Annotated in this window: 25 protein-coding genes; 12 read left to right on the top strand and 13 right to left on the bottom strand. The window is 63.3% G+C overall.

All coding sequences use genetic code 11. The features are described 5' to 3' along the window. Positions 1–226: 226 nt before the first annotated feature. Positions 227–1,741 (top strand): sodium:solute symporter, encoded by a 1,515-nt coding sequence (locus tag EKH49_RS10200; protein WP_128470762.1) that lies wholly within the window; start codon positions 227–229, stop codon positions 1,739–1,741. Between the two features lie 112 nt (positions 1,742–1,853). Here EKH49_RS10200 and EKH49_RS10205 read toward each other — a convergent pair whose 3' ends face one another. Beyond that, complete coding sequence (locus EKH49_RS10205; RefSeq protein WP_038991981.1) at positions 1,854–3,143, bottom strand: adenylosuccinate synthase; 1,290 nt, start codon at positions 3,141–3,143, stop codon at positions 1,854–1,856. Between the two features lie 264 nt (positions 3,144–3,407). Between EKH49_RS10205 and EKH49_RS10210 the strand changes: the two genes are divergently transcribed. Then, entirely contained in the window at positions 3,408–4,205 is a 798-nt protein-coding gene (locus EKH49_RS10210) for a MerR family transcriptional regulator (RefSeq protein WP_128470763.1), read from the top strand. On the opposite strand, the gene EKH49_RS10215 is transcribed toward EKH49_RS10210, so the two are convergent. Beyond that, positions 4,202–5,437, bottom strand: coding sequence for an ROK family transcriptional regulator (locus tag EKH49_RS10215; protein ID WP_128470764.1), 1,236 nt, complete (start codon positions 5,435–5,437; stop codon positions 4,202–4,204). The genes EKH49_RS10210 and EKH49_RS10215 overlap by 4 nt on opposite strands. 130 nt (positions 5,438–5,567) lie before the next feature. Between EKH49_RS10215 and xylA the strand changes: the two genes are divergently transcribed. The 4 genes from xylA to EKH49_RS10235 are packed head-to-tail and all read left to right on the top strand — an operon-like array spanning position 5,568 to position 10,069. Continuing rightward, positions 5,568–6,755, top strand: a complete 1,188-nt coding sequence (xylA, locus tag EKH49_RS10220; protein ID WP_128470765.1) for a xylose isomerase — start codon at positions 5,568–5,570, stop codon at positions 6,753–6,755. A gap of 41 nt (positions 6,756–6,796) precedes the next feature. Continuing rightward, positions 6,797–8,224 carry a xylulokinase gene (xylB, locus tag EKH49_RS10225; protein ID WP_128470766.1) on the top strand — a complete coding sequence of 476 codons (1,428 nt, stop codon included), beginning with the start codon at positions 6,797–6,799 and terminating at the stop codon, positions 8,222–8,224. 9 nt (positions 8,225–8,233) lie between these two features. Next, positions 8,234–9,502: an FAD-binding protein gene (locus EKH49_RS10230; RefSeq protein ID WP_128470767.1), complete on the top strand. Its 1,269-nt coding sequence runs from the start codon at positions 8,234–8,236 to the stop codon at positions 9,500–9,502. A gap of 33 nt (positions 9,503–9,535) precedes the next feature. Then, positions 9,536–10,069 (top strand): TetR/AcrR family transcriptional regulator, encoded by a 534-nt coding sequence (locus EKH49_RS10235; RefSeq protein ID WP_128470768.1) that lies wholly within the window; start codon positions 9,536–9,538, stop codon positions 10,067–10,069. Here EKH49_RS10235 and EKH49_RS10240 read toward each other — a convergent pair. Continuing rightward, positions 10,066–10,272 (bottom strand): hypothetical protein, encoded by a 207-nt coding sequence (locus tag EKH49_RS10240; protein WP_128470769.1) that lies wholly within the window; start codon positions 10,270–10,272, stop codon positions 10,066–10,068. The two genes, EKH49_RS10235 and EKH49_RS10240, sit on opposite strands and share 4 nt — an antisense overlap. Positions 10,273–10,613: 341 nt before the next feature. Beyond that, on the bottom strand, positions 10,614–11,021 hold the full coding sequence (locus EKH49_RS10245; RefSeq protein WP_128470770.1) for a winged helix-turn-helix transcriptional regulator: 408 nt from the start codon (positions 11,019–11,021) through the stop codon (positions 10,614–10,616). Positions 11,022–11,108: 87 nt separating this feature from the next. Between EKH49_RS10245 and EKH49_RS10250 the strand changes: the two genes are divergently transcribed. Then, positions 11,109–11,513: a RidA family protein gene (locus EKH49_RS10250; RefSeq protein WP_128470771.1), complete on the top strand. Its 405-nt coding sequence runs from the start codon at positions 11,109–11,111 to the stop codon at positions 11,511–11,513. Between the two features lie 121 nt (positions 11,514–11,634). Here EKH49_RS10250 and EKH49_RS10255 read toward each other — a convergent pair whose 3' ends face one another. The 3 genes from EKH49_RS10255 to kynU all read right to left on the bottom strand — a co-directional run bounded on the left by EKH49_RS10255 (position 11,635) and on the right by kynU (position 15,150). Continuing rightward, positions 11,635–12,258, bottom strand: coding sequence for a thymidine kinase (locus EKH49_RS10255; protein ID WP_128470772.1), 624 nt, complete (start codon positions 12,256–12,258; stop codon positions 11,635–11,637). Positions 12,259–12,363: 105 nt separating this feature from the next. After that, positions 12,364–13,746: an amino acid permease gene (locus EKH49_RS10260; protein ID WP_128470773.1), complete on the bottom strand. Its 1,383-nt coding sequence runs from the start codon at positions 13,744–13,746 to the stop codon at positions 12,364–12,366. A gap of 123 nt (positions 13,747–13,869) precedes the next feature. Beyond that, complete coding sequence (gene kynU, locus EKH49_RS10265; protein ID WP_128470774.1) at positions 13,870–15,150, bottom strand: kynureninase; 1,281 nt, start codon at positions 15,148–15,150, stop codon at positions 13,870–13,872. A gap of 128 nt (positions 15,151–15,278) precedes the next feature. On the opposite strand from kynU, the gene EKH49_RS10270 reads away from it, so the two are divergent. The 4 genes from EKH49_RS10270 to EKH49_RS10285 all read left to right on the top strand — a co-directional run bounded on the left by EKH49_RS10270 (position 15,279) and on the right by EKH49_RS10285 (position 18,367). After that, positions 15,279–15,764, top strand: coding sequence for an Lrp/AsnC family transcriptional regulator (locus EKH49_RS10270; RefSeq protein ID WP_223308859.1), 486 nt, complete (start codon positions 15,279–15,281; stop codon positions 15,762–15,764). Positions 15,765–15,835: 71 nt separating this feature from the next. Then, positions 15,836–16,261, top strand: coding sequence for a hypothetical protein (locus EKH49_RS10275; protein WP_128470775.1), 426 nt, complete (start codon positions 15,836–15,838; stop codon positions 16,259–16,261). Continuing rightward, positions 16,254–17,702, top strand: a complete 1,449-nt coding sequence (locus tag EKH49_RS10280) for a sensor histidine kinase (RefSeq protein ID WP_236641120.1) — start codon at positions 16,254–16,256, stop codon at positions 17,700–17,702. Before EKH49_RS10275 ends, EKH49_RS10280 begins: the two co-directional genes overlap by 8 nt. After that, a complete protein-coding gene (locus EKH49_RS10285) occupies positions 17,699–18,367 on the top strand; it encodes a response regulator transcription factor (protein ID WP_128470776.1) in 669 nt (222 codons plus the stop codon). The genes EKH49_RS10280 and EKH49_RS10285 overlap by 4 nt, the downstream gene beginning before the upstream one ends. 18 nt (positions 18,368–18,385) lie before the next feature. On the opposite strand, the gene EKH49_RS10290 is transcribed toward EKH49_RS10285, so the two are convergent. From EKH49_RS10290 to EKH49_RS10315, 6 genes are all read right to left on the bottom strand, one after another. After that, complete coding sequence (locus tag EKH49_RS10290) at positions 18,386–19,204, bottom strand: polyphosphate polymerase domain-containing protein (protein WP_128470777.1); 819 nt, start codon at positions 19,202–19,204, stop codon at positions 18,386–18,388. Continuing rightward, positions 19,204–19,872, bottom strand: a complete 669-nt coding sequence (locus EKH49_RS10295) for a DUF4956 domain-containing protein (protein WP_128470778.1) — start codon at positions 19,870–19,872, stop codon at positions 19,204–19,206. Before EKH49_RS10295 ends, EKH49_RS10290 begins: the two co-directional genes overlap by 1 nt. Before the next feature lie 277 nt (positions 19,873–20,149). After that, a complete protein-coding gene (locus tag EKH49_RS10300; RefSeq protein ID WP_128470779.1) occupies positions 20,150–20,566 on the bottom strand; it encodes a DUF3151 domain-containing protein in 417 nt (138 codons plus the stop codon). 2 nt (positions 20,567–20,568) lie between these two features. Beyond that, positions 20,569–21,591, bottom strand: coding sequence for a class II fructose-bisphosphate aldolase (fbaA, locus tag EKH49_RS10305; protein ID WP_128470780.1), 1,023 nt, complete (start codon positions 21,589–21,591; stop codon positions 20,569–20,571). 196 nt (positions 21,592–21,787) lie between these two features. After that, complete coding sequence (locus tag EKH49_RS10310; protein WP_128470781.1) at positions 21,788–23,062, bottom strand: peptidoglycan DD-metalloendopeptidase family protein; 1,275 nt, start codon at positions 23,060–23,062, stop codon at positions 21,788–21,790. 222 nt (positions 23,063–23,284) lie between these two features. Continuing rightward, positions 23,285–23,941: a TrmH family RNA methyltransferase gene (locus tag EKH49_RS10315; protein ID WP_128470782.1), complete on the bottom strand. Its 657-nt coding sequence runs from the start codon at positions 23,939–23,941 to the stop codon at positions 23,285–23,287. A gap of 139 nt (positions 23,942–24,080) precedes the next feature. Between EKH49_RS10315 and EKH49_RS10320 the strand changes: the two genes are divergently transcribed. Continuing rightward, entirely contained in the window at positions 24,081–24,923 is an 843-nt protein-coding gene (locus tag EKH49_RS10320) for an HAD-IIA family hydrolase (protein WP_128470783.1), read from the top strand. Position 24,924 lies beyond the last annotated feature (1 nt).

Consider the following 24,924-nt stretch of genomic DNA (forward strand, 5'->3'; position numbering starts at 1 on the left):
CGCATATGTGACACGATGCCGTACGTGAATCATATTTCGATGCAAAATGTCTAGAAAGTTTCACTGGATGGAACAGTTTGATTCATCACATTACGGCTGGCGCGAGCCGGGCGGCAGGCAATAATTGCCAATTTCATTGATCGGCGGCTTAAGCGCGAGTAGCCTATGGTGCAACAAAAGTTTACTTACGGTAAGCGCTGCATGCGCCTGGACATCGATGTTCTCCATGGAATTCATCAACGGCGCAATTGTCGCCGCCTACCTGGCCGCCATGCTGGCCTTTGGCTGGTGGGGCAAGTCCCGCACCAAGAACAGCAGCGACTACCTGGTGGCCGGCCGCCGCCTCGGCCCGTTCCTCTATACCGGAACCATGGCCGCAGTGGTGCTTGGCGGCGCCTCCACCGTGGGCGGCGTTGGCCTGGGCTACAAGTGGGGCATTTCCGGCATGTGGCTCGTGGTCGCCATCGGCGCCGGCGTGATCCTGCTGTCGCTCGCGTTCGCCCCGACGCTGCAGAAGCTCAAGGTCTTCACCGTTTCGCAGATGCTCTCCCTGCGCTATGGAAGCCAGACAGCAACCAACACCTCCGGCATCGTCATGCTGGCCTATACGCTGATGCTCTGCGCCACCTCCACCAGCGCCTACGCCACCATCTTCGTGGTGCTCTTCGGCTGGGAGAAATGGCTGGCCATCGCCATCGGCGGCGCCATTGTGGTCGTCTATTCGACCATCGGCGGCATGTGGTCCATTACCCTGGCCGACCAGGTGCAGTTCATCATCAAGACCATCGGCATCTTCGCCCTGATGCTGCCATTCTCCATGCATGCCGCCGGCGGCCTGGACGGCATCCGCGAACGCATCGGTGCAGAATTCTTCGACATCACCGGCATCGGGCTGCAGTCCATCATCACCTACTTCGTGGTCTACACCCTGGGCCTGCTGATCGGCCAGGATATCTGGCAGCGCGTGTTCACCGCGAAGACCCCGAAGGTCGCCCGCTGGGGCGGCACCACCGCCGGGATCTACTGCATCATCTACGGCATCGCCGGCGCGCTCATCGGCATGGCGGCCAAGGTCGCCCTGCCGGATATCGCCGGGGCGGCAGACAACAAGGACGTGGTCTACGCCGAGGTCGCCACCCAGCTGCTGCCGGTAGCTGTGGGCGGATTGGTCATGGCCGCCGCCGTGGCCGCGATGATGTCCACCGCGTCGGGCGCGCTGATTGCAGCGGCTACCGTGGCCCGCACCGACGTGACCCCATTCGTCGCCAGCTGGTTCGGAAAGAATATCCAGGTGAACACCGATCTGAACCCGGAGCACGACGTGCGGGCGAACCGCATTTGGGTGCTGGTCCTCGGCATCGTTACGGTGACCCTGGCGATCCTCGTCGACGACGTGGTCGCCGCGCTGACCATCGCCTACGACATCCTGGTCGGCGGCCTGCTGGTGGCCATCATCGGCGGCCTGCTGTGGAAGCGCGGCAACGGCGCGGGCGCAACTGCGTCCATGGCCGTGGGCACCGTGGTCACGCTGGGCACCATGATCATCTTGGAGATCCAAGCTGAGAACAAGTTCGATGGCGTCTACGCCAACGAACCGATCTACTATGGCCTGATCGCCTCCGCGGCGACCTTTGCCGTGGTCTCCGCTGTCACCAAGGCCACCGATTCCAAGGTGCTCACCCAGTGGAACTTGCGGGTCTCGGGCAAATCCAAGGAAGAAGGCGTCAGCGTCGAACCGTAGCCGCTCCGCTGGCGGAAGGTTCTCCTCTGGGCACCGGTACTCCGCTTATGACAGGTATGAGGAAACCCCCAGCAGGATGCTCCTACTGGGGGTTTCCTCGTAACTGTCGGAACTAGTCGTTGATCAGATCGTGGCGCACGATGGTCTGGTCGCGGTCAGGACCCACGCCAATGGCGGAGATCCGGGTGCCGCTGATCTTCTCGAGGGCCAGGATGTAGTTGCGGGCGTTCTCCGGCAGGTCTTCCAGGGTCTTGGCCCCGGAGATGTCCTCGGTCCAGCCCGGGAAGTACTCGAAGATCGGCTTCGCGTGGTGGAACTCGGTCTGCGTCATCGGCATCTCGTCATGGCGCACGCCATCCACGTCGTAGGCAACGCAGACCGGGATCTGCTCGATGTTGGTGAGCACGTCCAGCTTGGTCACGAAGTAGTCGGTGAAGCCGTTCACGCGCGAAGCGTGGCGGGCCAGCACCGCGTCGTACCAGCCGCAACGACGTGGGCGGCCGGTGTTCACGCCGTACTCGCCGCCGGTCTTCTGCAGGTAGATGCCCATGTCGTCGAACAGCTCGGTGGGGAACGGACCGGCACCCACGCGGGTGGTGTAGGCCTTAATGATGCCGATCGAACGGGTGATGCGGGTCGGGCCGATGCCCGAGCCTACCGAAGCGCCGCCGGCGGTCGGGTTCGAGGAGGTCACGAACGGGTAGGTGCCGTGGTCGACGTCCAGGAAGGTGGCCTGGCCGCCTTCCATCAGCACGACTTTGTCCTCGTCCAGCGCCTTGTTCAGCTCGTAGGTGGAATCGATGACCAGCGGGCGCAGGCGCTCGGCGTAGGACAGGAAGTACGAGACGATTTCCTCGACCTCGACGCTGCGGCGGTTGTAGATCTTGACCAGCAGCTCGTTCTTCTGGCGCAGCGCGCCTTCGACCTTCTGGCGCAGGATCGATTCGTCGAAGACGTCCTGCACGCGGATGCCCAGGCGTCCGACCTTGTCCATGTAGGCCGGGCCGATGCCGCGGCCGGTGGTGCCGATGGCCCGCTTGCCCAGGAAGCGTTCGGTGACCTTGTCCATGGTCTGGTGGTACGGGGCCACCAGGTGGGCGTTGGCCGAAACACGCAGCTTGGAGGTATCGGCGCCGCGGGACTCCAGGCCGTCGATCTCTTCGAAGAGCGCTTCAAGGTTCACCACGCAGCCATTGCCGATAATCGGAGTGGCGTTCGGCGAAAGGATGCCGGCTGGAAGAAGCTTGAGCTCGTACTTCTCGCCGCCCACGACCACGGTGTGCCCGGCGTTGTTGCCGCCGTTTGGCTTCACTACGTAGTCGACCTTGCCACCGAGCAGGTCGGTAGCCTTTCCTTTGCCTTCATCGCCCCATTGGGCTCCGACGATCACGATTGCTGGCATGGGATCCTCCCCCTTGCTTATAAGCAGCGGTTGCGGCGTGCTTAGCGCCGTCCCGGCACGGTGCCGGGCAAAAAATATGCCCCTGTCCTGCTCACTGAAACCCGGAGGTCCGTTGCAAGAGTTAGGGGCTCTTACGACCAAAGTTTACCGAAACGATTAGCGAATCTCGAGCTGTGCGTCACCGAGCCGATGCGATTCATGGATATACGCGGCTTTTTCAAGCAAACTTGACCCTGACACTGTGTGAGGGCGGAGAACTGAAGCATGTTATCCATCGGCGCGTTTGCGCAAATCGGCCAGGTGACCCACCGCATGCTGCGGCATTGGGATACCGCCGGCGTGCTCAAGCCCGCCCACGTGGACCCGTTCACCGGCTACCGTTCCTACGACCCCTCCCAGCTTCAGCGCTTGCACCAGATCGTTGCGCTGCGCGAACTGGGATTCGGGCTGGAGGAGGTGTCCTCGATCCTGGATCAGGGAGCCACCGCGGAAGAGATTGCTGGGCACCTGCGGCATCGTGCTGCGCAGGTCGAGGCCGAACACCGGCTCGCCACGCAGCGGTTGCAGGATGTGCAACGGCGCCTGCGCTTGATCTCGAAGGAGAAACTCATGTCACGCATTGAAATCATCCATAAGCCGCTGCCTGCGGTACGCCTGGCCGCCGGCCGCTTCACGGTGGCCGAGCAGCCCCGGATCGCCGGGTTGATCGGTGGAGTGTTCGACCGTGTCGCCCAGGCATTGCAGGGCCAGAGCCTGGCGACACCGATTGCGCAGTACACCGGCAGCGAGTCCGGGATTCAGGTCATTGCCGGGTACGCCAGCTCGGCTGACGCCGTCGACGGCGCCGAAATCATCGAGCTGCCCGCGGTTCCCGAGGCCATCTGCGGAATGCATCTGGGGGCCATGGACAGCATCCACGAAAGCTGGCAGGCGGTGCATGACGAGGTGCTGGTCCGCGGGCTGGTGCCCTCCGGGCCGTGCCGCGAAGTGTATCTGCGGGCCGCGTCGGAAGATCAGGCCGATTGGGTGACCGAGCTGCAGCAGCCGGTCAGCGCACCCTAGGCCACCAGCTGGTGCGGGGCTTCGAGCAGGTCCCCGACCACGCTTCGCGCCGCGCCGGCCAAGGCGCCGGCCTGCCCCAGCGGCGAGCACGCCAACTTGGCTTCGCTGGCGATGCCCGGCGCGTGGGCCTGCAATGCCTCATGGACCGCCGGCAGCAGCCACCGTTCCAGGGCGGCGAAATGCCCGCCGAACACCACGGTGGAGATATTGAACAGGCGCAGCGTGGAGGCCAGGGCGATGCCCACCGCGGTTCCGGCTTCGGCCACCGCGCGCAGCGCTTTTTCTTCTCCCCCCTCCAGGGCCCGGTAGAAATTGCCGATGCGCTGCTGGCGCGAGAGGCCGTGCGCGGAATCGGCCGATTCGGCGGCCGCCAGGATTGCTTCCTGGCCGGCCACGGTTTCCAGGCAGCCCTGTCCGCCGCAGCTGCAGGGATTGCCTCCCGGCTGGATCACCACGTGGCCCAGTTCGCCCGCGTGGCCCTGCGGGCCGGTGAAGAGTTGCGCGTCGATGACCACGCCGCCGCCGATGCCCACTTCGCCGGAAACGAATAGGAAGTCCCGCTGGCCCGGCTCCATCAGCTGCAGCTGCGCCAGCGCGGAGGCATTGGCCTCATTGAACAGGCGGACGCGGGTCTTCGGCTCGGCCAGCAGCTTCGCAGCATCCAGCACCTGGTCCGCCCAGCCCAGGTTCGGGGCCTGGAGCACCATGAATTTTTCCTCGTCCACCAGGCCCGGCACGGCGAGCGCCCCGCCGAGGATCTCAAGTCCCTGGGCCGTGGCTGCCTGCTGCATCTCGGCACTCAGCTCGCCGAGGGCAGCCATGACCTGCCCGGCGGTGGCCGTGCCGTTGGCGCGGGCAACGATCCGGTGATCCAGCAATTTCCCGGACAGGTCGACCAGCCCGGCGGAGATGTAGTCGACATTGATTTCCATGCCGATCACGCAGCGTGCCGGGTTCAGCACCAGCCCCACCGAGGGCCTGCCGCGTTCGCCGTCGCGGTGCACCCCGATTTCGATGACCAGGCCGGTTTCCAGCAGATCCGCAACCAGGCTGGATACCGAAGCCTTGGTGAGCTGGCTGAGTTGGGCGATATCGGCGCGGGACAGGCGCTGGCCGCTGGCTGCACCTGCAATCACCGCAAGCACCCTGGCCAGGTTCGCCTTGCGGACATCCCCCACGCTGCCCGGCGCCGTGGACGGCGCAGGCTGGGTGTTGGCTGTTGTCGTGCGCATGCCTGCTCCTGGGAAATTGGCGACCGGACTGATGTTCTTCGCTATTGACTCTAGCGCATGGCCACCCATATAGTTCAGGACATAAACTAAATGGTGGAAGCCACCCCACCCCGATCCGAGGATGCATCCCATGACTCTTCAGCCAACCCCCGCCGACCGCTTCACTTTTGGATTGTGGACCGTGGGATGGACCGGCGCCGATCCGTTCGGCGTCGCCACCCGCGAGAACCTGGACCCGGTGGAAGCTGTCCACAAGCTGGCCGAATTCGGCGCCTACGGCATCACCTTCCACGACAACGACCTGATTCCCTTCGACGCCACCGAGGCGGAACGCGAAAGGATCCTGGCCGGCTTCCGCGCGGCACTGGAGGAAACCGGCTTGAAGGTCCCGATGGTGACCACCAACCTGTTCAGCCACCCGGTCTTCAAGGACGGCGGCTTCACCTCCAACGACCGCTCGATCCGCCGTTTCGCGCTCGCCAAGGTGCTGCACAACATCGATTTGGCGGCCGAAATGGGCGCCGAAACCTTCGTCATGTGGGGCGGGCGCGAAGGCTCCGAATACGACGGCTCCAAGGACCTGGCAGCAGCGCTGGACCGCATGCGCGAAGGCGTGGACACCGCTGCCGGCTACATCAAGGACAAGGGCTACAACCTGCGCATCGCGCTGGAGCCGAAGCCGAATGAGCCGCGCGGCGACATCTTCCTGCCCACCGTCGGCCACGGCCTGGCCTTCATCGAGCAGCTGGAGCACGGCGACATTGTCGGATTGAACCCGGAGACCGGCCACGAGCAGATGGCCGGCCTGAACTTCACCCACGGCATCGCCCAGGCCCTGTGGGCAGGCAAGCTGTTCCATATCGACCTCAACGGCCAGCGGGGCATCAAGTACGACCAGGACCTGGTCTTCGGCCACGGCGACCTGGCCAGCGCCTTCTTCACCGTGGACCTGCTGGAAAACGGCTTCCCGAACGGCGGACCGAAGTACGACGGCCCGCGCCACTTCGACTACAAGCCATCGCGCACCGACGGCTATGACGGGGTGTGGGACTCGGCCAAGGCCAACATGTCCATGTACCTGATGCTCAAGGAACGCGCCGCCGCCTTCCGCGCGGATCCCGAGGTGCAGGAGGCCATGAAGTTCTCGGGCGTGTTCGAGCTGGGCGAAAGCACCCTGGGCACCGGCGAGAGTGCGCAGCAGTTGATGGCCGATGCGGCAAGTTTCGACGGATTCGACGCCAACGCCGCAGCGCAGCGCAACTTCGCGTTCATCCGCCTGAACCAGCTGGCCATCGAGCACCTGCTGGGCGCCCGCTAGACCGCTCACACCCGCCCACAGCAGAAAGCAGCCGAAGAACCATGACGCTCGTAGCCGGCATCGATTCCTCCACCCAGTCCTGCAAGGTGGTGATCCGCGACGCCGCCACCGGCAGGCTGGTCCGCTCCGGCCGGGCCGCGCACCCCGAGGGCACCGAAGTGGATCCGGAAGCCTGGTTCAGCGCATTGCAGGAAGCGATCGCCCAGGCAGGAGGCCTGGATGACGTGGACGCCGTCTCGGTGGGCGGGCAGCAGCATGGCATGGTGGTGCTCGACGCCGACGGCGCGGTGATCCGCCCGGCGCTGCTGTGGAACGACACGCGCAGCGCGCAGGCGGCCAGCCAGATCATCGCCGAGGCCGGCCAGGGCGATGCCGCCGCGGGCGCCAAGTACTGGGCGCAGCGCACCGGCACCGTCCCGGTCCCCTCGATCACGCTGGCCAAGCTGCGCTGGCTGAAGGATCATGAACCTGCGAACGCGGCCAAGGTCGCGGCCATCTGCCTGCCGCACGACTGGCTGTCCTGGCGCCTGGCCGGCTACGGCCCGGGCTCCGGGGCGGCCGGCCTTGCCGCACTGCGCACCGACCGCTCGGATGCCTCGGGCACCGGCTACTACCGCGCCGCCGACAACTCCTATGACCTCGAAGCGCTCGAGCAGCACCTGGGCCATGTCCCGCTGCTGCCGCAGGTGGCGGGCCCGCTGGAATCCATCGGCCGCACCGCCTCCGGAGCGCTCATCGGACCGGGCGCCGGCGACAACGCCGCGGCCGGCCTGGGCGTCGGCGCCCAGGTGGGCGACGTGGTCATTTCTTTGGGCACTTCCGGCACCGTTTTCGCGGTCGCCGATTCCCCCGCGGCCGATGCCTCCGGCCTGGTGGCAGGCTTCGCCGACGCCACCGGCAACTACCTGCCATTGGTATGCACCTTGAACGCCACCCGCATCTTCGATGCCACCGCCGGCCTGCTGCAGGTCAGCCTCGAGGAATTCAATGACCTGGCGCTGTCCGCCGCCCCGGGCTGCGATGGCCTGGTGCTGCTGCCCTACTTCGACGGCGAGCGCACCCCGAACCTGCCAGAGGCCACCGGCTCGCTGCATGGCATCACCCGGGCCAACTACACTCCCGCAAACCTGGCCCGCAGCGCGGTGGAAGCCGTGGTCTGCTCCCTGGCCGACGGCCTGCGCGCACTTGAAGCGCAGGGAGTGCAGGCCCAGCGCATCATCCTTGCCGGCGGTGGCGCGCAATCCCGCGCGGTCCAGCAGATCGCCTCCCAGATCCTCGGCCTGACCATCCTGTTGCCTGCCCTGGGCGAATACGTGGCCGATGGCGCGGCGCGCCAGGCGGCCGGCGTGCTGGCCGGGGAATTCCCCGACTGGGCCCAGGACACTGCCGAGCTCCCGGCGATGGAACCTGCCCCGCAAATTCTCGAACGCTACCGCGCACTGGCCTCCAGCCAGTGGCTCGATAACTAAGGATTAGCCGTGGAAGTGCGCAACAAGGAACTGAACTGGGCCGGGAACCTCGAATACCGGGCCACGCAGCTGCTGCATCCCGCATCCCTTGAACAGCTGCAGGAGTTTGTTCGCGCAGCCAAGGCCGTGAAGGTCCTGGGCTCCCGCCATTCCTTCAATGGCATCGCCGATACCGGCGAAACCATGATCACCCTGACCAAGATGCCGGAAGCCATCGAGATTGATGAGCTGGCCATGGCCGTGCGCGTCAGCGCCGGCACCACCTACGGCGCCCTGGCTGATGCACTGCAACAGGCTGGCTATGCCCTGCACAATCTCGCCTCCCTGCCGCATATCTCGGTTGCCGGCGCAGTATCCACCGGAACCCACGGCTCCGGCCAAACGCAAGGCAACCTCGCCACCGCGGTGCGCGCAGTGGAACTGGTGCTGGCCGACGGCTCGCAACTGAGCATGCAGCGCGGCGACGAGGATTTCAATGGCATCGTGGTCGGCCTGGGCGCGCTGGGCGTGCTGACCCACCTCACCTTGGATATCGTGCCTAGCTTCGAGGTGCAGCAGACCGTCTACCAGGATCTGTCCTGGGACAAGGTGCTCGACGGCTTCGACACCATCCAGGCTTCGGCCTACAGCGTCAGCCTGTTCACTGACTGGAGCGGCGAGCAGGTGGGCCAGACTTGGCTCAAGCGCCGCGTCGGCGATGCGCTGGTAGAGCATATTGACCAGGGCCGGTTCGGCGGGTTCCCGGCGACCGCTGCGCTGCACCCGCTGCCCGGCGCCGATGGCGGGATCTGCAGCATCCAGTTGGGCCAGGCGGGTTCATGGTCGGATCGCTTGGCGCATTTCCGCATGGACTTCACCCCCAGCGCCGGCGATGAATTGCAGACCGAATACCTGGTCCCGCGCGAGCACGCGGTAGAAGCGATCCAGGCTATCCGCAGCCTTTCCCCCGCCATCACTCCCCTGCTGCTGGTCTCGGAAGTGCGCACCATTGCCGCCGATGACCTGTGGCTCAGTGGAAACTACGGCCGTGACGGCATCGCCCTGCACTTCACCTGGAAGCCCCGGCAGGAGGCTGTCGAGGCGCTCCTACCGCGGATCGAGGAAGCGCTGGCTCCTTTTGCGGCACGCCCGCACTGGGGCAAGCTCTTCGCAGCCACCTCTACGCAGCTGGCCGGGCTGTATCCGAAGTTCAACGACTTCATTGCATTGGCGCAGCGCCTGGATCCGTCCGGCAAGTTCCGCAACGACTTCCTGGACCGCACGGTGTTTGGAGCCTAAGCGCGCACAGGCGTTGCGACTAGACTTGTCACCATGGCATTGACTCAGTTAACGGTCGTGGACACCGCGGTCGGCATCCTGCAACAGTTCGGGTTGGCTGATTTGTCGATGCGCCGATTGGCCAAGGAACTCGATGTCCAGGTCGGTGCGCTCTACTGGCATGTGAGGAACAAGCAGGAGCTGCTGGCGCAGGTTGCCGCCCAGCTGCTGAATACCCCTGCGCTGTCGGTGGATGCCGAGGACTACAATTCCCCATCCGAGGCGATCCTTCAGCTGGCGCGCAAGCTCTACCTCGCGTTGCTGCCGATTCAGGACAGCCCCGAGGTCATCGAGGTCGCCACCGCAATGCAGGCCACCGAGCTCCAGCCGGTGTTGCAGCTTCGCACCCTGCTGGAAGCAGCAGGGCTGCCTGCCGAAAACGCCCGCCATGGACAGCAGCTTTTGCTGAACCACGTGCTCGGCTCGGTGGCCTACCGCCAGAACCTAGTGCAGCTCGATGTCGACGCACCCCTGGCTGATGGCTTCGACTGGGGGCTGCAGCGGGCCGTTGCCGGCCTCATCGGCTAACGCCTCGCGCCGGGAATTCCCAGCTCTGCCAACTCCCGCGCGCTAGCGGTCAATTCTCGAACTTCCTTTTTGGCCAAGGCAGCTTCCGGGTTATCGCTCAGGACCGAGACGTCCTCAATCAAACTTGCCAGGTAGTTCTTCGCTTCCTGCACCGAGTCGACAAGCAGCTGGGCTTGACGAGCACCCGAGCGGCAGCGATCCATTCCTGCGCGAAGTCCCAGTACGGTTGGGCGTCCTGCGTGATCCGGTGGTGGTCGAGCTCTTCGACCAGCATGCCAGGGTCGTGGAGCACTGCCATGGCAACAGCTTCGGCTGCACGCCCTTTCTCGATCGCACCATGCATCAATTCCTTGTTCACGACTCGCTCCAGGAATCCCTGGTATTTGCCTGCGGCCGCAAGCAGGCGATTCCTTCCGCAATGGGTTTTGCGCCCTCTAGCTGTCCGGCATGAATCGGTGTCGATGAATATTCGAATCCGTGGCCTTCGGTACCGCGCCTTCGGGAGACCCCGATGCGCCGGAAGCAGGGCCAGCGGGATGAATCCTCATTCTGGAGGTTCTTCCTGGAATGAGCCATCGCCGTTCTGTTCTTCGAGCTGGTCGTATCGTTCCCGCGCTTGTTCGATATCGGGCATATGGCTCACTGTCCAGTCGAGGAGCGCATCGATCGGTGCGCGCATGGTCTTGCCAATCGGCGCAACACGGTACTCGACTGCTACCGGACGGGAGCGCAATACCCTGCGGTCGATGACGCCATTTCGCTCCAGTCGGCGCAGCGTATTGGTCAAGGACTTCTGGCTGACTCCCGGAACGGCTCGCCGCAGCTCGTTGAATCGCTTGGGCGATTCGCAAAGCTGGCTCAAGACATGCAAAGACCACTTGTCCAAGACCTGGTCGAGCAGTTCGCGGTGGGAAGCCGATATGCCCAGCGGCGATTCGGAGGTTTCTTCCATTGCACCTAGTTTCGTTGCAGTTGCTTTTGTAGACCAAGTATAAGTTTTATACCTGCAGAAAGCAGCGAACTACTGAAGGAGAATTCCATGCCAGTGAATTATTCAAGCCCCGCCGGAATGCTCCCCGGAACTCCCTACCACCACGTAGCGGTGGGATCCGGCAAGCGGCATATCCACATCGCAGGACAGGTAGCGCACATGCCCGACGGCTCCAGGATCCCCGACGATTTGGCTGGCCAGGTGGCGCAGGCGCTACGCAACGTTTCCGCAGGCTTGAACTCGGCAGGGGCGGAGTTCCAAGACGTCGTCAGGCTGACCGTATACGTAACCGACTGGGAAACCAGCAAAATATCGGAGTTCATGCAAGGAGTCGAATCCGTCGCGGAGGAAATCGGGTTGCAGCTTCCAATGCCGCCTGCATCGTTGATCGCCGTGGCCCAACTGTACGAGCCAGCAGTTCTCGTGGAGATCGAAGCTACAGCGATACTCTGACCCGCAGCGAAAACGCCGAATGGACCGCGGCCAGCGCCTTACCCGGCTGGCCTCCACTGGGTGGACCGGCCGCCGGCGGCTATCGGCCGGCGCGAGGCTTCCGGTCCGAAAGGCTACCGAGCTAGCTCAGCTTGCCGCCGGAGGCTTCCAGATAGCAGGCAGCGCACAGCGACTCGTACCAGACCTCTTCGCCGTCGATCGCGACTTGGTCCCCATCAAAGACAATCGTCTCCCCCGAGCGGCGGGTATTGAACATGGCCTTGCGCCCGCAACGGCAAATGGTCTTCAGCTCTTCAAGGGAGTGCGCCAGTTCCATCAAGCGCGCCGAGCCAGGGAAGGCACGGGTACGGAAATCAGTGCGGATGCCGTAGGCAAGCACCGGGACATCATCGAGCACGGCAATGCGCAGCAGGTCATCGACCTGGGCTCGGGAGAGGAACTGCGCTTCATCCACCAGCAGGCAGGCCACCGGCGGCGCATCCACATGCGGCAGCAAGGCATCAGGGTCATCGCCCAGGGAATGGGCCGCGAACTTCTCGCGCAGGTTCTCTTCGGGGCCCACGCTGAAGTCGACCTCGCGTTCGATGCCGAGCCGGGAAACGATGGAGCTCTCGCCCTTGGTGTCGATCCCGGGCTTGGCCAGCAGGATGCGCTGGCCGCGTTCCTCGTAGTTGAAGGCAGCCTGCAGCAAACTCGTGGATTTGCCCGAGTTCATCGCTCCGTAGCGGAAATACAGCTTGGCCACCATTGCTCCTCGATAGTTGCGGCACCTGCCAACTGGCACGCCCTTTAAGATCTTAGTGCCCGTGCGGCCGTTCACCCCTGGAACAGCACGCGGCAGCCAGCTCCGCTACTTCGCCGCCGGCTGCTTCTTGCCGGCGAAGACCAGCTTGTAGAGCACCGACATCACGATCACGAACGGCACCCCGAAGATCAGCGTGTACTTGAATTCCGGCACGAAGAACGAGGTCACCAGCAGGCTGGCCAGCAGCACCGCGCCGAGCATCGAGGCGGCCGGGTAGCCCGGCAGCTTGAATTCCAGGGCGGTCTTCTCCAGGCGCACCTGGCGGCGGAAGGACACATGGGTCAGCAGGATCATGAACCATGTGGCCAATGCGCCGAAGGTGGCCAGCGACATCATGATGCCGAAGCCTCCCTCCGGCACCATCGCATACACCCCGGCCGCCACAGCGATACCGCCTGCTGACATCCACACCGCATGCACCGGTGCGCCCGCGCGGTTGGTCCGGTGCGCCAGGCGCGGCGCGTGGCCGGATTCGGCCAGCGAGTGCAGCATCCGCGTTGCCGCGTACAGCTGGGCGTTCATCGCCGAGAGCGCTGCGATGATGAGCACGAAGTTCAGCACCGAGTCGGCGAAAGGGATGCCGATCTGCGACATCACAGTGACAAATGGCGAACCCCCGGCCAGCAGTTCGCTGGTCGGGGCCACCGCGAGGATCAGGGACATGGTGAACACGTAGAAGAGCAGCAGGCGCAGGAAGGAGACCTTGAAGGCCTTGCGCACCGCGAGCTTGGGGTTCTTCGCCTCGGCGGCGGCAATGGAGATCGCCTCGACGCCCATGTAGGAGAAGATCGCGACGATGACAGCGCTCCACATGCCGAACGGGCCGTTGGCGAAGAAGCCGCCCTCGGCCGAGTAGTTGTGGAACCCGAATTGGTCGCTGGGGTCGTGGAAGACCAGCCAGAGGGCGATGATGATGAACGCGATCACCGCGAAGACCTTGATCGCGGAGAACCAGTATTCGGTGGTTCCGAAGATCTTCACGCTGGAGAAGTTCACGCCCAAAAGCGCGGCCGAGAAGACCAGGACCCACACCAGCCCGGGGATTTCGGGGAACCAGTATTGCATGTACTCGCCCACCGCGCTGATTTCGGTGCCCACGGCGAAAATCAGCGCCGACCAGTACAGGTACTTGGTCAGGTATCCGGAAAACCGTCCCAGATAGCGTTCGGCGTAGACGCCGAAGGAACCTGCCACCGGCTGCTTGACGGTCATTTCAGCCAAGGCGCCCATGACCAGCAAGGCGACGACGCCGCCAATGAGGTAGCTGATGATCACCGAAGGGCCGGCCATGGCGATGGCGAGCTTGCTGCCGGCGAACAGGCCGGTGCCGATGGCGCTGCCCAGCGCGATCATGGACATCTGCCCCGGAGTCAGCGACTTCTTCAAACCCGAACCGACTTCAGTGGCGCGTACCGGCTGCTTGCCCAACGATGCTCCCTCTAGACCTATGCGAACAGCACGGCATCGAAAATGCCGTGCTGTTCTCAAGGTTACTTCCGCGCCGATTCGCCGGTTTCGGGGCCACAAGGCACGCAACCGGCGGAATTTGCGTCATGTCACGGCATTACGCACCGCGTACTCTTCGCGCTGCCACTCATTGGTGTGCAGAATTTCACGCAGTTTCTCCACGGCATCCCAGATATCGGTGCGCGCCAGGTACAGCGGGGTGATGCCAAAGCGCAGCACTTCCGGTTCGCGGTAGTCTCCGATGACGCCCTGGTCAATGAGGGCGGCGATGATTTCGTATCCATGCTCATGGCGGAAGCTGACGTGGCTGCCGCGGGCCGCATGCTCGCGCGGGGTCACCAGTTCCAGTCCGTAGCCGGCGCAACGGGTTTCCACCAGCTCGATGAACAGGTCAACCAGCTCCAGGGAGTTGGCGCGCACCTTGCCCATGTCAGCTTCCAGGGCAATATCCAGGCCGACTTCGATCATTGCCAGCGAGGTGACCGGCTGGGTGCCGCACATGAAGCGGCGGATGTCGTTGGCCGGGGTGTAGCTATCGGCCATCTCGAAGGGCGACTTGTGCGACCACCAGCCGGAAAGAGGCTGCCAGAAGCGTTCATGGTGGCGGGCATTGACCCAGATGAACGCCGGGGAGCCCGGGCCGCCGTTGAGGTACTTGTAGGTGCAGCCCACGGCGTAGTCGGCATCTGCCGCATTCAGGTCGATCGGCACCGCCCCCGCGGCATGGGCCAGGTCCCAGACCACCAGGGCACCGGAGGCGTGGATGGCCGCGGTCACCGCGTCCATGTCCCACATGGACCCGGTGCGGTAGTTCACGTGCGACAGGGCCACAACAGCCACGGTCTCGTCCAATGCGGCACGCAGCGACTCCGCAGAATCGATGAGCTTCACCTCGTAGGCGACGCCGGTTTCCTGCGAGAGCGAGTTGACCAGATCGGCCAGGCCCTGCGCGATATAGATGTCGGTTGGGAAGTTGTCGCGTTCGGTGAGAATCACCCGGCGCTGCGGGGCGTCGGCCTTCTGCGTGCGCAGTGCCGAGGCCAGGGCCTTGAACAGGTTCAGCGTGGTGGTGTCGGTGATCGCGGTTTCGCCGGGGTTCGCGCCCAGCAGGCGCCCCAGCTTGTCGCCGAGCTTCAGCGGCATCTCGAACCAGCCGGCGGTGTTCCAGGAACGGATCAGGCCCTGGCCCCATTCTTCGGTGACTACCTGGGCGGCCCGTTCGGCTGCTCCCTTGGGCAGCGCACCCAGGGAATTGCCGTCGAGGTAGATGACGCCTTCCGGAAGGTCGAAGCGGTCGCCGAAGGCCACCAGCGGGTCTGCCGCGTCCAACTGTGCAAGCGACTGGCGGGTCAGTGGGGTGGTCATTGGATCTCCTGTTCGGCCACGATCAAGGATGGAAAACTTCCAGTTCTCCATGATGAATCCATCGTAGAATCAGATTCGATACTGTGCGAGTAGAACTGAAGTTTTTAGAAGAATCGAGTTGATCAGCCGTGCCAGGTTCATTATGGACGGTCCAAGGCGACGCCCTGCCGAATCCTGTTCGTGTCGACGAAACGGACTTGTCCATCCTTGCTGAGCTGAGCCAGGATGCGCGGATCGCCAACAATGTCCTGGCCGCAAAGGTCGGACTGGCACCCTCCACCTGCCTGGGCCGGGTCAAGGCCCTGACCAAGGCGGGAGTGATCACCGGCTACCACGCCGCGATCAATGAGCGGCTGCTCGGCGTTGCCGTCAACGCCATGATCTCCGTCGTGGTCTCCTCCACTGCCCGGGACCGCCTGCTGTCGTCGGCGCATCAGCTCAAGGAGCTCGCCGAGGTCAAGGAAGTCTTCGTACTCGGCGGGTCGCCGGATTTGCTGGTGCGGGTGTCGACCCGGAGCATCGAAGATTTGCGGACATTCGTGGCCACGCACTTGGGGTCCAACCGCGCGTTCGCTTCCACCCAGACGGTCATCATCTTCGAGCATTTGGCCTAGCACCGGGAAGCCTTCGTCATCTAACGGCATCTCTCATCTGGATCTCATTTATTTCAGCCACAATGAAAAACATGGGAAAGGAAGCTTTGCGCAGTGTCTTTGCGACGATCGCTGTCGTGGCAGTCGTATGCCTGGGCGCGTTCGGAATCACCCAAGCCCTGGAAGGCCCGGCGGACCAAGACCTCGGTGAAGGGTTCATCTTCGAAGAAGCCACCCCTGCTCCGACCAGCAGCACCCCCAACGGCCCATCCTCCTCGCCTTCCGCCTCAGCGGCCGAATCCCCGAAGCCGTCGTCCAGCCCGAGCAGCTCGAAAAAGCCGGAGCCTTCGGAGAAACCCAAGCCGAGCGCTACTCCCAAGCCGAAACCGAAACCTGCTCCGCCACCCCCGCCGAAGAAGACCGTCGTCCCATTGCCTCCATCCGGCAACCAGTACGACGACGATGACGACGATGACGACGACTACGAAGAAGCCGACGACGACGGTGACGATGACTAGCCCACCCGAACGCCGGTGGTCCATCCGGGCCCGGGTGCTGACGGGCATGATGCTGCTCGTGGGCCTGGCCCTGCTGGCGGCGGGCACCGCAAGCTTTGCCGTGCAGCGCCACGAACTGAATGAACGCCTCGACGAGTCGTTGACCCGCACCGTCAAGGAATTCAAGGTCCTCACCGAAACCGGTGTCGACCCGCGGACCATGGAGCGCTTCAAGCACGCCGAGGACCTGCTGTACATCGCCATGCAGCGCACCCTGCCGTCGCCGAAGCAGGGCATGCTCGCACTGGTTGGCAACGAGGTGCGCTGGACCGCACCGGATATCGTCAACACCCGGCTGGAAGATGATCCGGAATTCCTCGAATGGGCCAGAACCGTCCAGGACGCCAACCACATCCGCCTGGGAACCGTCGACACGGACATCACTACCTATCGCGCAGTGGTCGTTCCGGTCAGCCTTCCTGCCGACCATGAGCACGGCGCCTTCGTGCTGGCCTACGACTATTCGGCCGAGGCCATCGCCAACGACCGCAACTTCATGATCTACGCCGCCGTCGGCGGCTCGGTCATGCTCGTCGCCGCGCTGGCCGCCTGGCTGGTGGTGGGGCGGATGCTCGACCCGATTCGCCGCCTGCAAACCACCGCGCAGCAGATTTCCGAAACCGATGTCTCCCAGCGCATCGAGGTTTCCGGAAATGACGAGTTCGCCGAACTGACCGTCACTGTCAACGAGATGCTGGACCGCCTAGAAGGCGCACTGAGCTCGCAGCGCCAGCTGCTCGATGATGTCGGGCACGAATTGCGCACGCCGGTGACGATCATCAACGGGCATCTGGAGCTGATGGACCCCAGCGATCCAGACGATGTCGCGCAGAGCCGCGATATTGCCATGGACGAGCTCGGGCGCATGTCCTTGCTGATCAACGACCTGGTGACCTTGGCGAAATCCAACCGCATGGACTTCCTCCAGGTTGAGCCGACAGAAGTCGGCAAGCTGCTGGATGACGTCCTCGACAAGGCCCGCGGCCTGGGACCGCGCCAGTGGCGTGTCGACTACCGCACCGAAGCCACCGTGTCGCTCGACCCGGTCCGGACTACCCAGGCCATGCTGCAGCTGTGCGCCAATGCGGTGAAGTTCTCGGCCGAGGGCAGCCGCATCGGCTTGGGCAACGAAATTGTCCGCGATGGCCAGGGCAACACCACCTTGCGCTGGTGGGTTTCCGATGCGGGCATCGGCATCCAGGCCGAGGATCTTGAACGCATTTTCGAGCGCTTTGGACGTGGCCAGAACTCGGTGCGTTCCTCCGGTTCCGGCCTGGGGCTGAACATCGTGCAGGCCATCGCCGAAACCCACGGCGGACGCGTGTGGGTGAATTCGGAGCCCAGCAAGGGATCCACGTTCTACATTGACATGCCGTTGTCGACTGGAAGCAGGGAAGCATGAGCCAGATACTGATTATTGAAGATGAGCCGCGCATCAGTTCGTTCGTTGCCAAGGGGCTGCGTGCCGCGGGACTGACCTCATCCATCGCGGAAACCGGGCATGACGGCTTCAGCCAGGCCATTGAAGGGGACCATGAGCTGATCATCCTCGATCTGGGCCTGCCCGATGAGGACGGGTTCTCGGTGCTGCGCCGCCTGCGCGCCGCGCAGATCGATACGCCGGTAATCATCCTGACCGCGCGCGGCAGCGTGGAAGACACGGTCGCCGGCCTGCAGAACGGCGCCGATGACTACATGGCCAAGCCGTTCCACTTCGACGAGCTGCTGGCCCGGGTGCGCTTGCGCCTGCGCTCGGAGGAAAATGCCCCCGAGGTGTCCTCGCTGGCCCACGAGAACCTGCATATGGATTTGCTGCGCCGCCGCGTGACGGTCGATGAACGCGAGGTCGACCTGTCGGCACGCGAATTCGCCTTGGCCGAAGCGTTCTTGCGCAACCCCGGCCAGGTGCTCAGCCGGGAGCAGCTGCTGTCCCGGGTCTGGGGGTACGACTTCGACCCCGGATCCAACGTGGTGGACGTGTATGTCCGCTACCTGCGCAACAAGCTCGGCACTGAACGCTTTGAGACGGTCCGCGGATTCGGCTACCGTCTCGCCTCGGAGCGGTAGCCGAATCCGCTGATGGGCCTAGCGCAGCGTTGGGTCCGGGACGAAGCTCTGCTGCAGCAGCCGGCTCCAGCGGTTGGCCGGCAGCTGCGGGTTCAGCAGCGCAATGCCGATGCAGTACTTGGACATCGACACCTCGCGGATGCCCAGCTCTGCCAGGGCCTGGTCCGATACGCCGCGGCCGTCGGCTGACTTGGTTTCCACGACAATCAGGTCCGGCCCGTCGACTTTCGCCTCGCCATGGGCGTATTCCAGCTCGACGTCGCAGGTCAGCCGTTCACCATCGATCGGGTTCACGAACGTCGCACGGCGGTAGGCGCTGTCCAGGACCGGCTGCAATTGGGGTGCTTCCTGCCCGTACTCGCTGCGCAGCACCGATTCGAGGAATTCCAGGTTTTCCCTGGTCAGTTCGCCCGCGGTGTCCAGGTCCTGCTCTACACGGTGCTTCACCGTGGCGCCGCGCAGCCCCTTGGTCTTGATCTCGAACATCGACAGCCCGGTGTCCGCATAGGTGCGCGAGCGCACCTTGTAGCGCCGGCGCCGGCCCTGGCGGTGGGCGCGGTACTGGTCGTAGTCCTCGGTGTCGAAATACACCGATTCGTAGCGGAAGGTGCGCCGGCCGTCGATCTGCATGATCTTGAACTGGTCGCCCAAGCGCTCGGATAGCGCAGTGAATTCCTCCGGGGTCAGCAGGAATTTCTTGTCGACGCGGGTCTGCAACGCAGCTTCGGAAATCACATCTTCGAGACTGATCGGCTCCCGGCCGATGACTGCTACCTCCAGAGCCGCCCTGGCTTGGGAAGAAGCGAGGTCCGCACGCTTGTCGGCAAGGGCAGTCATCAGGACCACGACTCCTGCTTCGCTCCGTTCTGCGAGGCCGGGGCGGTCTGGCTGTTGGCCAGTTCATAGGTGCCGGAGAAGCTCTCGGAGGCGCTGGCCTTGGATGCAGGCTTGCTGCCGGCGGCGTTGGTGCGGAAGCGCACATCGACGATGGTCAGGTCGCGCACCATGTCCAGCTCGACAACCACGGTTCGCAGCACCTTGGCATCCAGCAGTTCTTCCAACGCGGCCTGCAGGTCGGCCTTCTTCGGGTAGGCGCGTTCCAAGGTCACGGTCTGGCGTTCGGTGCGCGGGGCGAAGCTCGGGTGGTCGGCAAGGAACATCACCAGAACCAGGGCTGCGGTCGCCGCTGGAGCCAACCATGCAGGCTCCGGGTGCAAACCGTTGACCAAGCCGATGGCCAATGAAATGAAGTAGTAGGCCACTTCTTCCTGGGTCAGGGTGTCCGACCGCAAGCGGATGATCGACAGGATGCCGAAGAGGCCAAGGCCCAGACCCATGCCCGCGCCGCTGCCCGAGAGCAGCAAGGTGACGGCGAAGATGCCCATGCTCAAAGCAATGTAGGCCAGCACGAGGTCGCGGCGGAAGTGGCGGCGGAAGTACACGAAGTACACGAGAACCGTAATGCCGATGACGTTGGACGCCAGTCCCATCCAGAATGACAACATTGTTTTCCCTTTCATTGTCGAGAGGTGATGATCTCTTCAAAATGAACTCTAGGTGAAGCAAATGAGTCCAGAAGTAGAACAAGATGAGAACCTCCTCATGTTTCATAATGTGTCATGACCTGCATGTTTGCTGTTTCCCGAAGGGGCAGGCGAAGGCCGTGGGGCATTTTCCCTTCATATTGGGGCAGGCCGTCGCGGCATGGGAAACCTGCGTTAAACGCCGCTCGGCGGCTCTTCTCTTTGCGAGAAGAGCCGCCGAGCGGCGTTGTGGAACTGGCTACTTGCCGGCTTCGATTTCAGCCTTGGCGGTAGCATCCGAGTCGTTCAGGAACTTGCCGATGCGCTCGACTTCCTCGGTCTCGCCGATGGCAGCGGCTGCGCGGCCCAGCGCGTACAGCGAGCGCAGGAAGCCGCGGTTCGGCTCGTGGCGCCAAGGCACCGGGCCCTGTCCGCGCCAGCCGGCCTTGCGCAGCGAGTCCAGGCCGCGGTGGTAGCCCACGCGTGCGAACGCATAGGACTCCACGATGCGGCCCTCATTGTGCGCTTCGTTGGCAAGCAGAGCCCAAGCCAGCGACGAGGCAGGGAATTTTGCCGCCAAGTCCGCGGCTTCATCTCCGGCTTCGTAGCGTGCCAGCACTTCGGTCTCTTCCGGAAGCAGGGTTTCCGGGATTCCCAGCAGGTTTTCTCCGACCATGTCTACTTCAGCGACTTTCCAGCCGAGCCGAGCTGCTGGGCAGCTTCAACGATGCGGGCAGCCATGGATTCCTCGGCCTTGGCACCCCAGACGCGTGGATCGTAGGTCTTCTTGTTGCCGACCTCGCCGTCGACCTTCAGCACGCCGTCGTAGTTGGAGAACATGTGGCCAGCTACCGGGCGGGTGAACGCGTACTGGGTATCGGTATCGATATTCATCTTGATCACGCCGTAGGAGACCGCGTCAGCAATTTCCTGCTCCGAGGAGCCCGAGCCGCCGTGGAACACCAGGTCGAATGGGTTCGCCTTGCCGATCTTGGCGCCTACCTGCGCCTGGATGTCCTTCAGGATCTCCGGACGCAGCTTCACGTTGCCCGGCTTGTACACGCCGTGCACGTTGCCGAAGGTCAGCGCGGTGATGTAGCGGCCCTTCTCGCCGGAGCCCAGGGCCTCAATGGTGGCCAGCGCGTCCTCGACGGTGGTGTACAGCTTGTCGTTGATGGCGTTCTCCACGCCGTCTTCCTCGCCGCCCACGGTGCCGATCTCGACCTCGAGGATCTGCTTGGCAGCATGGGTGCGCGGCAGCAGTTCTGCGGCAATGCGCAGGTTCTCTTCAAGGGTTTCAGCCGAACCGTCCCACATGTGGGAGTTGAAGAATGGATCGCGACCTGCGGCAACTTCGGCTTCCGAAGCGGCCAGCAGCGGCAGCACGAAATCATCGAGCTTGTCAGCTGGGCAGTGGTCGGTATGCAGCGCGATGTTCACGCCGTAGTTCTTGGCAACCTGGCGGGCGAAGGCCGCGAAGCCCAGCGAGCCGGCAACCATGTCCTTGATGGACGCACCCGACCAGTAGGCGGCACCGCCGGTGGAGACCTGGATGATGCCGTCGGATTCAGCCTCTGCGAAACCGCGAATTGCGGCGTTCAAAGTCTGCGAGCTGGTCACGTTCACTGCTGGGAAGGCGTAGCCGCCTGCCTTGGCAGCATCGATCATTGCATTGTACTTATCGGGGGTTGCGATAGGCATGCTTCACTCCTGGTGATTAGCGAGGTTACGCGTCTCCATTGACGGCGGTTCGCCATCCATCCTATCGGCTATGTCACTAGCTGAGTCCTAAATCTCAGATCATGACACGGGGATTTCCGAGGTTTACGGCAAAGCAAACGGCCAACCCAGAGGAGAACTTGTCTCATGACGGTTGGCCGTTGGCTTATTGCGTTCTTTATTCGTTTGTTGCGCTCTGGGAACTGCTTCCCGACGGAGCCACCTGCGTAGTGCTCGTTGTGCTTGGAGCTGGCGCCGAGCTCGTGGACGCATTCGGAGTTTCGCTTCCGGTTGACGTCGACTTCGAGGAATCTGTCTTCGGCGGAGCAGCCGACTTCGTTGGAGAATTCGTAACTGCTTCGTCTTCAGGCTTCGTTGAGGTTTCCTCTTCCTTGGTTCCCTCAGTGGGTGCAGGGGAGGTTGGAGCAGGGGCCGTGGATTCGCTTTCGTCCGGGGTTTCTGAACCGTCAGGGCTCGTCGAGCCGCTTGGACTCTCCGACTCGCTTGGACTCGTCGACCCGTCTGGGCTCTGCGAGCCATCGGGCGACTGCGAACCGCTTGGGGATTCGCTCTCGCTTGGCGACGGGCGCTTCGTTTCCGATGGGGTCGGCTTCGGCTTCGGCTTCGGAATGACTGGAGTATCGTCCTCGGGAACGATCACATCTGGATCCGGGCCACTTGGAGCGCGATCTGGCGTCTGGGAGCCGTTGCCCTTCGGAGCGGTGCCGGCGTTGACCGTCAGGCGCTGCGAATTAATCATTGCCTGACGCTGTCCAGGAATGGTTGGCAGGTAGTTGCGCGGATCGTGCCAACGGCCATCGATGATGACCTCGAAGTGCACATGGCAACCGGTCGAATTGCCGGTAGTGCCAGCCAAGGCAATCAGCTCCCCCTGTTCGACCCGCTGCCCCACCTTGGCAATCAACTTTGAATTGTGGCTGTAGCCAGTCTGGACATTGCTGCCGTGATCAATGGTCACACGCATGCCTGAGTGGCCTGCCCATGAGGATACGGTGACCGTTCCAGCCTCGGAAGCGTAAACGGGCGAGCCGCAGGCAATCGGGTAGTCCTGGCCGATGTGGATCTGGTTGCCCGGACCGGTTGGGTTGGCACGCCAGCCGTAGGGGCTGGAAATCTTGCGCGTCTTGACCGGGTGCATCAGCTGCAGGTCACCGGGCAGCTTGCCCAGTTCACCGACCATGCCGGCGAGCAATGCGGAGGATTCGTTGTCATCGCCGGATGCTTCGGATTCAGCATCAGCGCCATCGATCATGCCCACTGGACGTCCGTCAATTGCCAGTTCCTTGCCGGAACCGCCGAAGGCGTTCAGTGGAGCGTCGGCGCTGACATAGACGGGCCCGTTGAACATCGACGGATCAGCGACAGCATCGATGCCTACGGGGATATTTCCCTGCCTGGTATCTCCGACCTGCGCCATGATTGGGATCGCCAAGGCTCCTGTCAGCCCGAGCGCAGCGACGATAGAAGTCGACCATATAACCAATGGTTTCCTGCGTCGCGGCAAACCCGGCAACAACAAGTCGTGGTTCACTTGATGACGTCGTTTCACGACCGCCCTCTCCCAGATCACATTTTCATAACCAAAATCCAGCGTAGGCCGAAAATGGTAACTAATCCAGATGCTCGACTAAACTCGCCAGTATTAAATTTCCAGTTACCCTACTTTTTGCCCGAACACGTGCCTGCGCACCCATGCGTGCATGGCAATCCCGGCGGCGGAAGCCGCATTGATTGAACGAGTCGACCCGAACTGCTCGATGGACAAGGTGTCCTTGGCTGCGGCATGGACTTCCGGGCTGAGTCCGGGACCTTCTTGCCCGAAGACTAGCACGCAGTTCTTCGGAAGATCGTAGGTTTCCAATGGAACGGAATCCGGGAAGATATCGATGCCCAGAATGGTCAGCCCTTCGCCTTCGGCCCAGGCAACGAACTCTTCCACCGTTGCATGGTGGCGTACATGCTGGTACCGATCCGTGACCATGGCGCCTCGCCGATTCCAGCGGCGGCGGCCGATGATATGGACTTCCTTGGCCAAGAAGGCATTAGCGCTGCGCACCACAGTGCCGATGTTCATATCGTGCTGCCAGTTTTCAATCGCGATATGGAAATCGTGGCGGCGTTCGTCAAGATCAGCAATGATGGCGTCCATCTTCCAGTAGCGGTATTTGTCCGCGACGTTGCGCCGGTCGCCCTCGGCAAGCAGCTGAGGATCGTATCTTCCGTCGGTAGGCAGCTCCCCTTCCCAGGGGCCCACACCGATGACATGCTGCGCACCGGGATCATTCACTGGTTCATGCGTTTCTTCGTTCACAGCATTAAGCGTAGTTCGTTATGTTCGTGCCCTTGTTCACGGTGCATTTGCACGAGGCTGTGTAATCTCTTAATAGAAGGGGATACTTTCAGTGCCGATAGCTCCCACCACATACTTTCCCAGGGAGGATCCACGCCTCGTGACAACTTCAATCCGCGGTACACGTACCGTCCACGACATCAAATGCTGGCTCACCGACATGGACGGCGTATTGGTGCACGAGAACCAGGCCATCAAGGGCGCCGCCGAGCTGCTGGGCTACTGGCGCGAAAACAACCTGCGCTTCCTGGTGCTGACCAACAACTCCATCTTCACCCCGCGCGATTTGCGCGCCCGCTTGCTGGCCTCTGGCCTGGACGTCCCGGAGGAGAACATCTGGACGTCCGCGATGGCCACCGCCGAGTTCCTGGCTCGCCAGCGCCCCGGAGGCCGCACCTTCGTCATCGGCGAAGCCGGCCTGACCACCGCACTGCACGACGCAGGTTTCATCATGACCGATCAGAACCCTGACTACGTGGTTCTGGGCGAAACCCGCACCTACTCTTTTGAAGCCATCACCAAGGCCATCCGGCTGATCGAAGGCGGGGCGAAGTTCATCGCCACGAATCCGGACGCCACCGGCCCCTCCACCGAGGGCATCATGCCGGCCACCGGCGCCATCGCGGCCCTGATCTCGCGTGCGACCAACCGCGACCCGTACGTAGTGGGCAAGCCGAACCCGATGATGTTCCGCTCCGCCTTGAACCGGATCGATGCGCACTCGGAAACCACCGCGATGATCGGCGACCGCATGGACACCGATATTGTTGCGGGCATGGAAGCCGGACTGCTTACGGCATTGGTGTACACCGGCATCACCGCCCGGGAAGACATGGACACCTTCCCGTTCCGCCCGGACCTCCAGTTCCCTTCCGTGGCGAACCTGCATGCCGAACTCGCCAAGGGCGCCGCAGCATCGGAAGCGTCCGCTTCCAAGAAGTAGC

The organism is Glutamicibacter sp. HZAU (assembly GCF_004100365.1).
GTDB lineage: Bacteria > Actinomycetota > Actinomycetes > Actinomycetales > Micrococcaceae > Glutamicibacter > Glutamicibacter nicotianae.

Coding starts and splice junctions, on each gene's coding strand:
- xylA (WP_128470765.1), top strand. CDS start 5,568: ATGACTCTTCAGCCAACCCCCGCCGACCGCTTCACTTTTGGATTGTGG.
- EKH49_RS10250 (WP_128470771.1), top strand. CDS start 11,109: ATGCCAGTGAATTATTCAAGCCCCGCCGGAATGCTCCCCGGAACTCCC.
- EKH49_RS10300 (WP_128470779.1), bottom strand. CDS start 20,566: ATGGTCGGAGAAAACCTGCTGGGAATCCCGGAAACCCTGCTTCCGGAA.
- EKH49_RS10205 (WP_038991981.1), bottom strand. CDS start 3,143: ATGCCAGCAATCGTGATCGTCGGAGCCCAATGGGGCGATGAAGGCAAA.
- EKH49_RS10215 (WP_128470764.1), bottom strand. CDS start 5,437: ATGCGCACGACAACAGCCAACACCCAGCCTGCGCCGTCCACGGCGCCG.
- EKH49_RS10240 (WP_128470769.1), bottom strand. CDS start 10,272: ATGGATCGCTGCCGCTCGGGTGCTCGTCAAGCCCAGCTGCTTGTCGAC.
- EKH49_RS10235 (WP_128470768.1), top strand. CDS start 9,536: ATGGCATTGACTCAGTTAACGGTCGTGGACACCGCGGTCGGCATCCTG.
- EKH49_RS10275 (WP_128470775.1), top strand. CDS start 15,836: ATGGGAAAGGAAGCTTTGCGCAGTGTCTTTGCGACGATCGCTGTCGTG.
- kynU (WP_128470774.1), bottom strand. CDS start 15,150: ATGACCACCCCACTGACCCGCCAGTCGCTTGCACAGTTGGACGCGGCA.
- EKH49_RS10200 (WP_128470762.1), top strand. CDS start 227: ATGGAATTCATCAACGGCGCAATTGTCGCCGCCTACCTGGCCGCCATG.
- EKH49_RS10210 (WP_128470763.1), top strand. CDS start 3,408: ATGTTATCCATCGGCGCGTTTGCGCAAATCGGCCAGGTGACCCACCGC.
- EKH49_RS10280 (WP_236641120.1), top strand. CDS start 16,254: ATGACTAGCCCACCCGAACGCCGGTGGTCCATCCGGGCCCGGGTGCTG.
- EKH49_RS10290 (WP_128470777.1), bottom strand. CDS start 19,204: ATGACTGCCCTTGCCGACAAGCGTGCGGACCTCGCTTCTTCCCAAGCC.
- EKH49_RS10245 (WP_128470770.1), bottom strand. CDS start 11,021: ATGGAAGAAACCTCCGAATCGCCGCTGGGCATATCGGCTTCCCACCGC.
- EKH49_RS10285 (WP_128470776.1), top strand. CDS start 17,699: ATGAGCCAGATACTGATTATTGAAGATGAGCCGCGCATCAGTTCGTTC.
- EKH49_RS10295 (WP_128470778.1), bottom strand. CDS start 19,872: ATGTTGTCATTCTGGATGGGACTGGCGTCCAACGTCATCGGCATTACG.
- xylB (WP_128470766.1), top strand. CDS start 6,797: ATGACGCTCGTAGCCGGCATCGATTCCTCCACCCAGTCCTGCAAGGTG.
- fbaA (WP_128470780.1), bottom strand. CDS start 21,591: ATGCCTATCGCAACCCCCGATAAGTACAATGCAATGATCGATGCTGCC.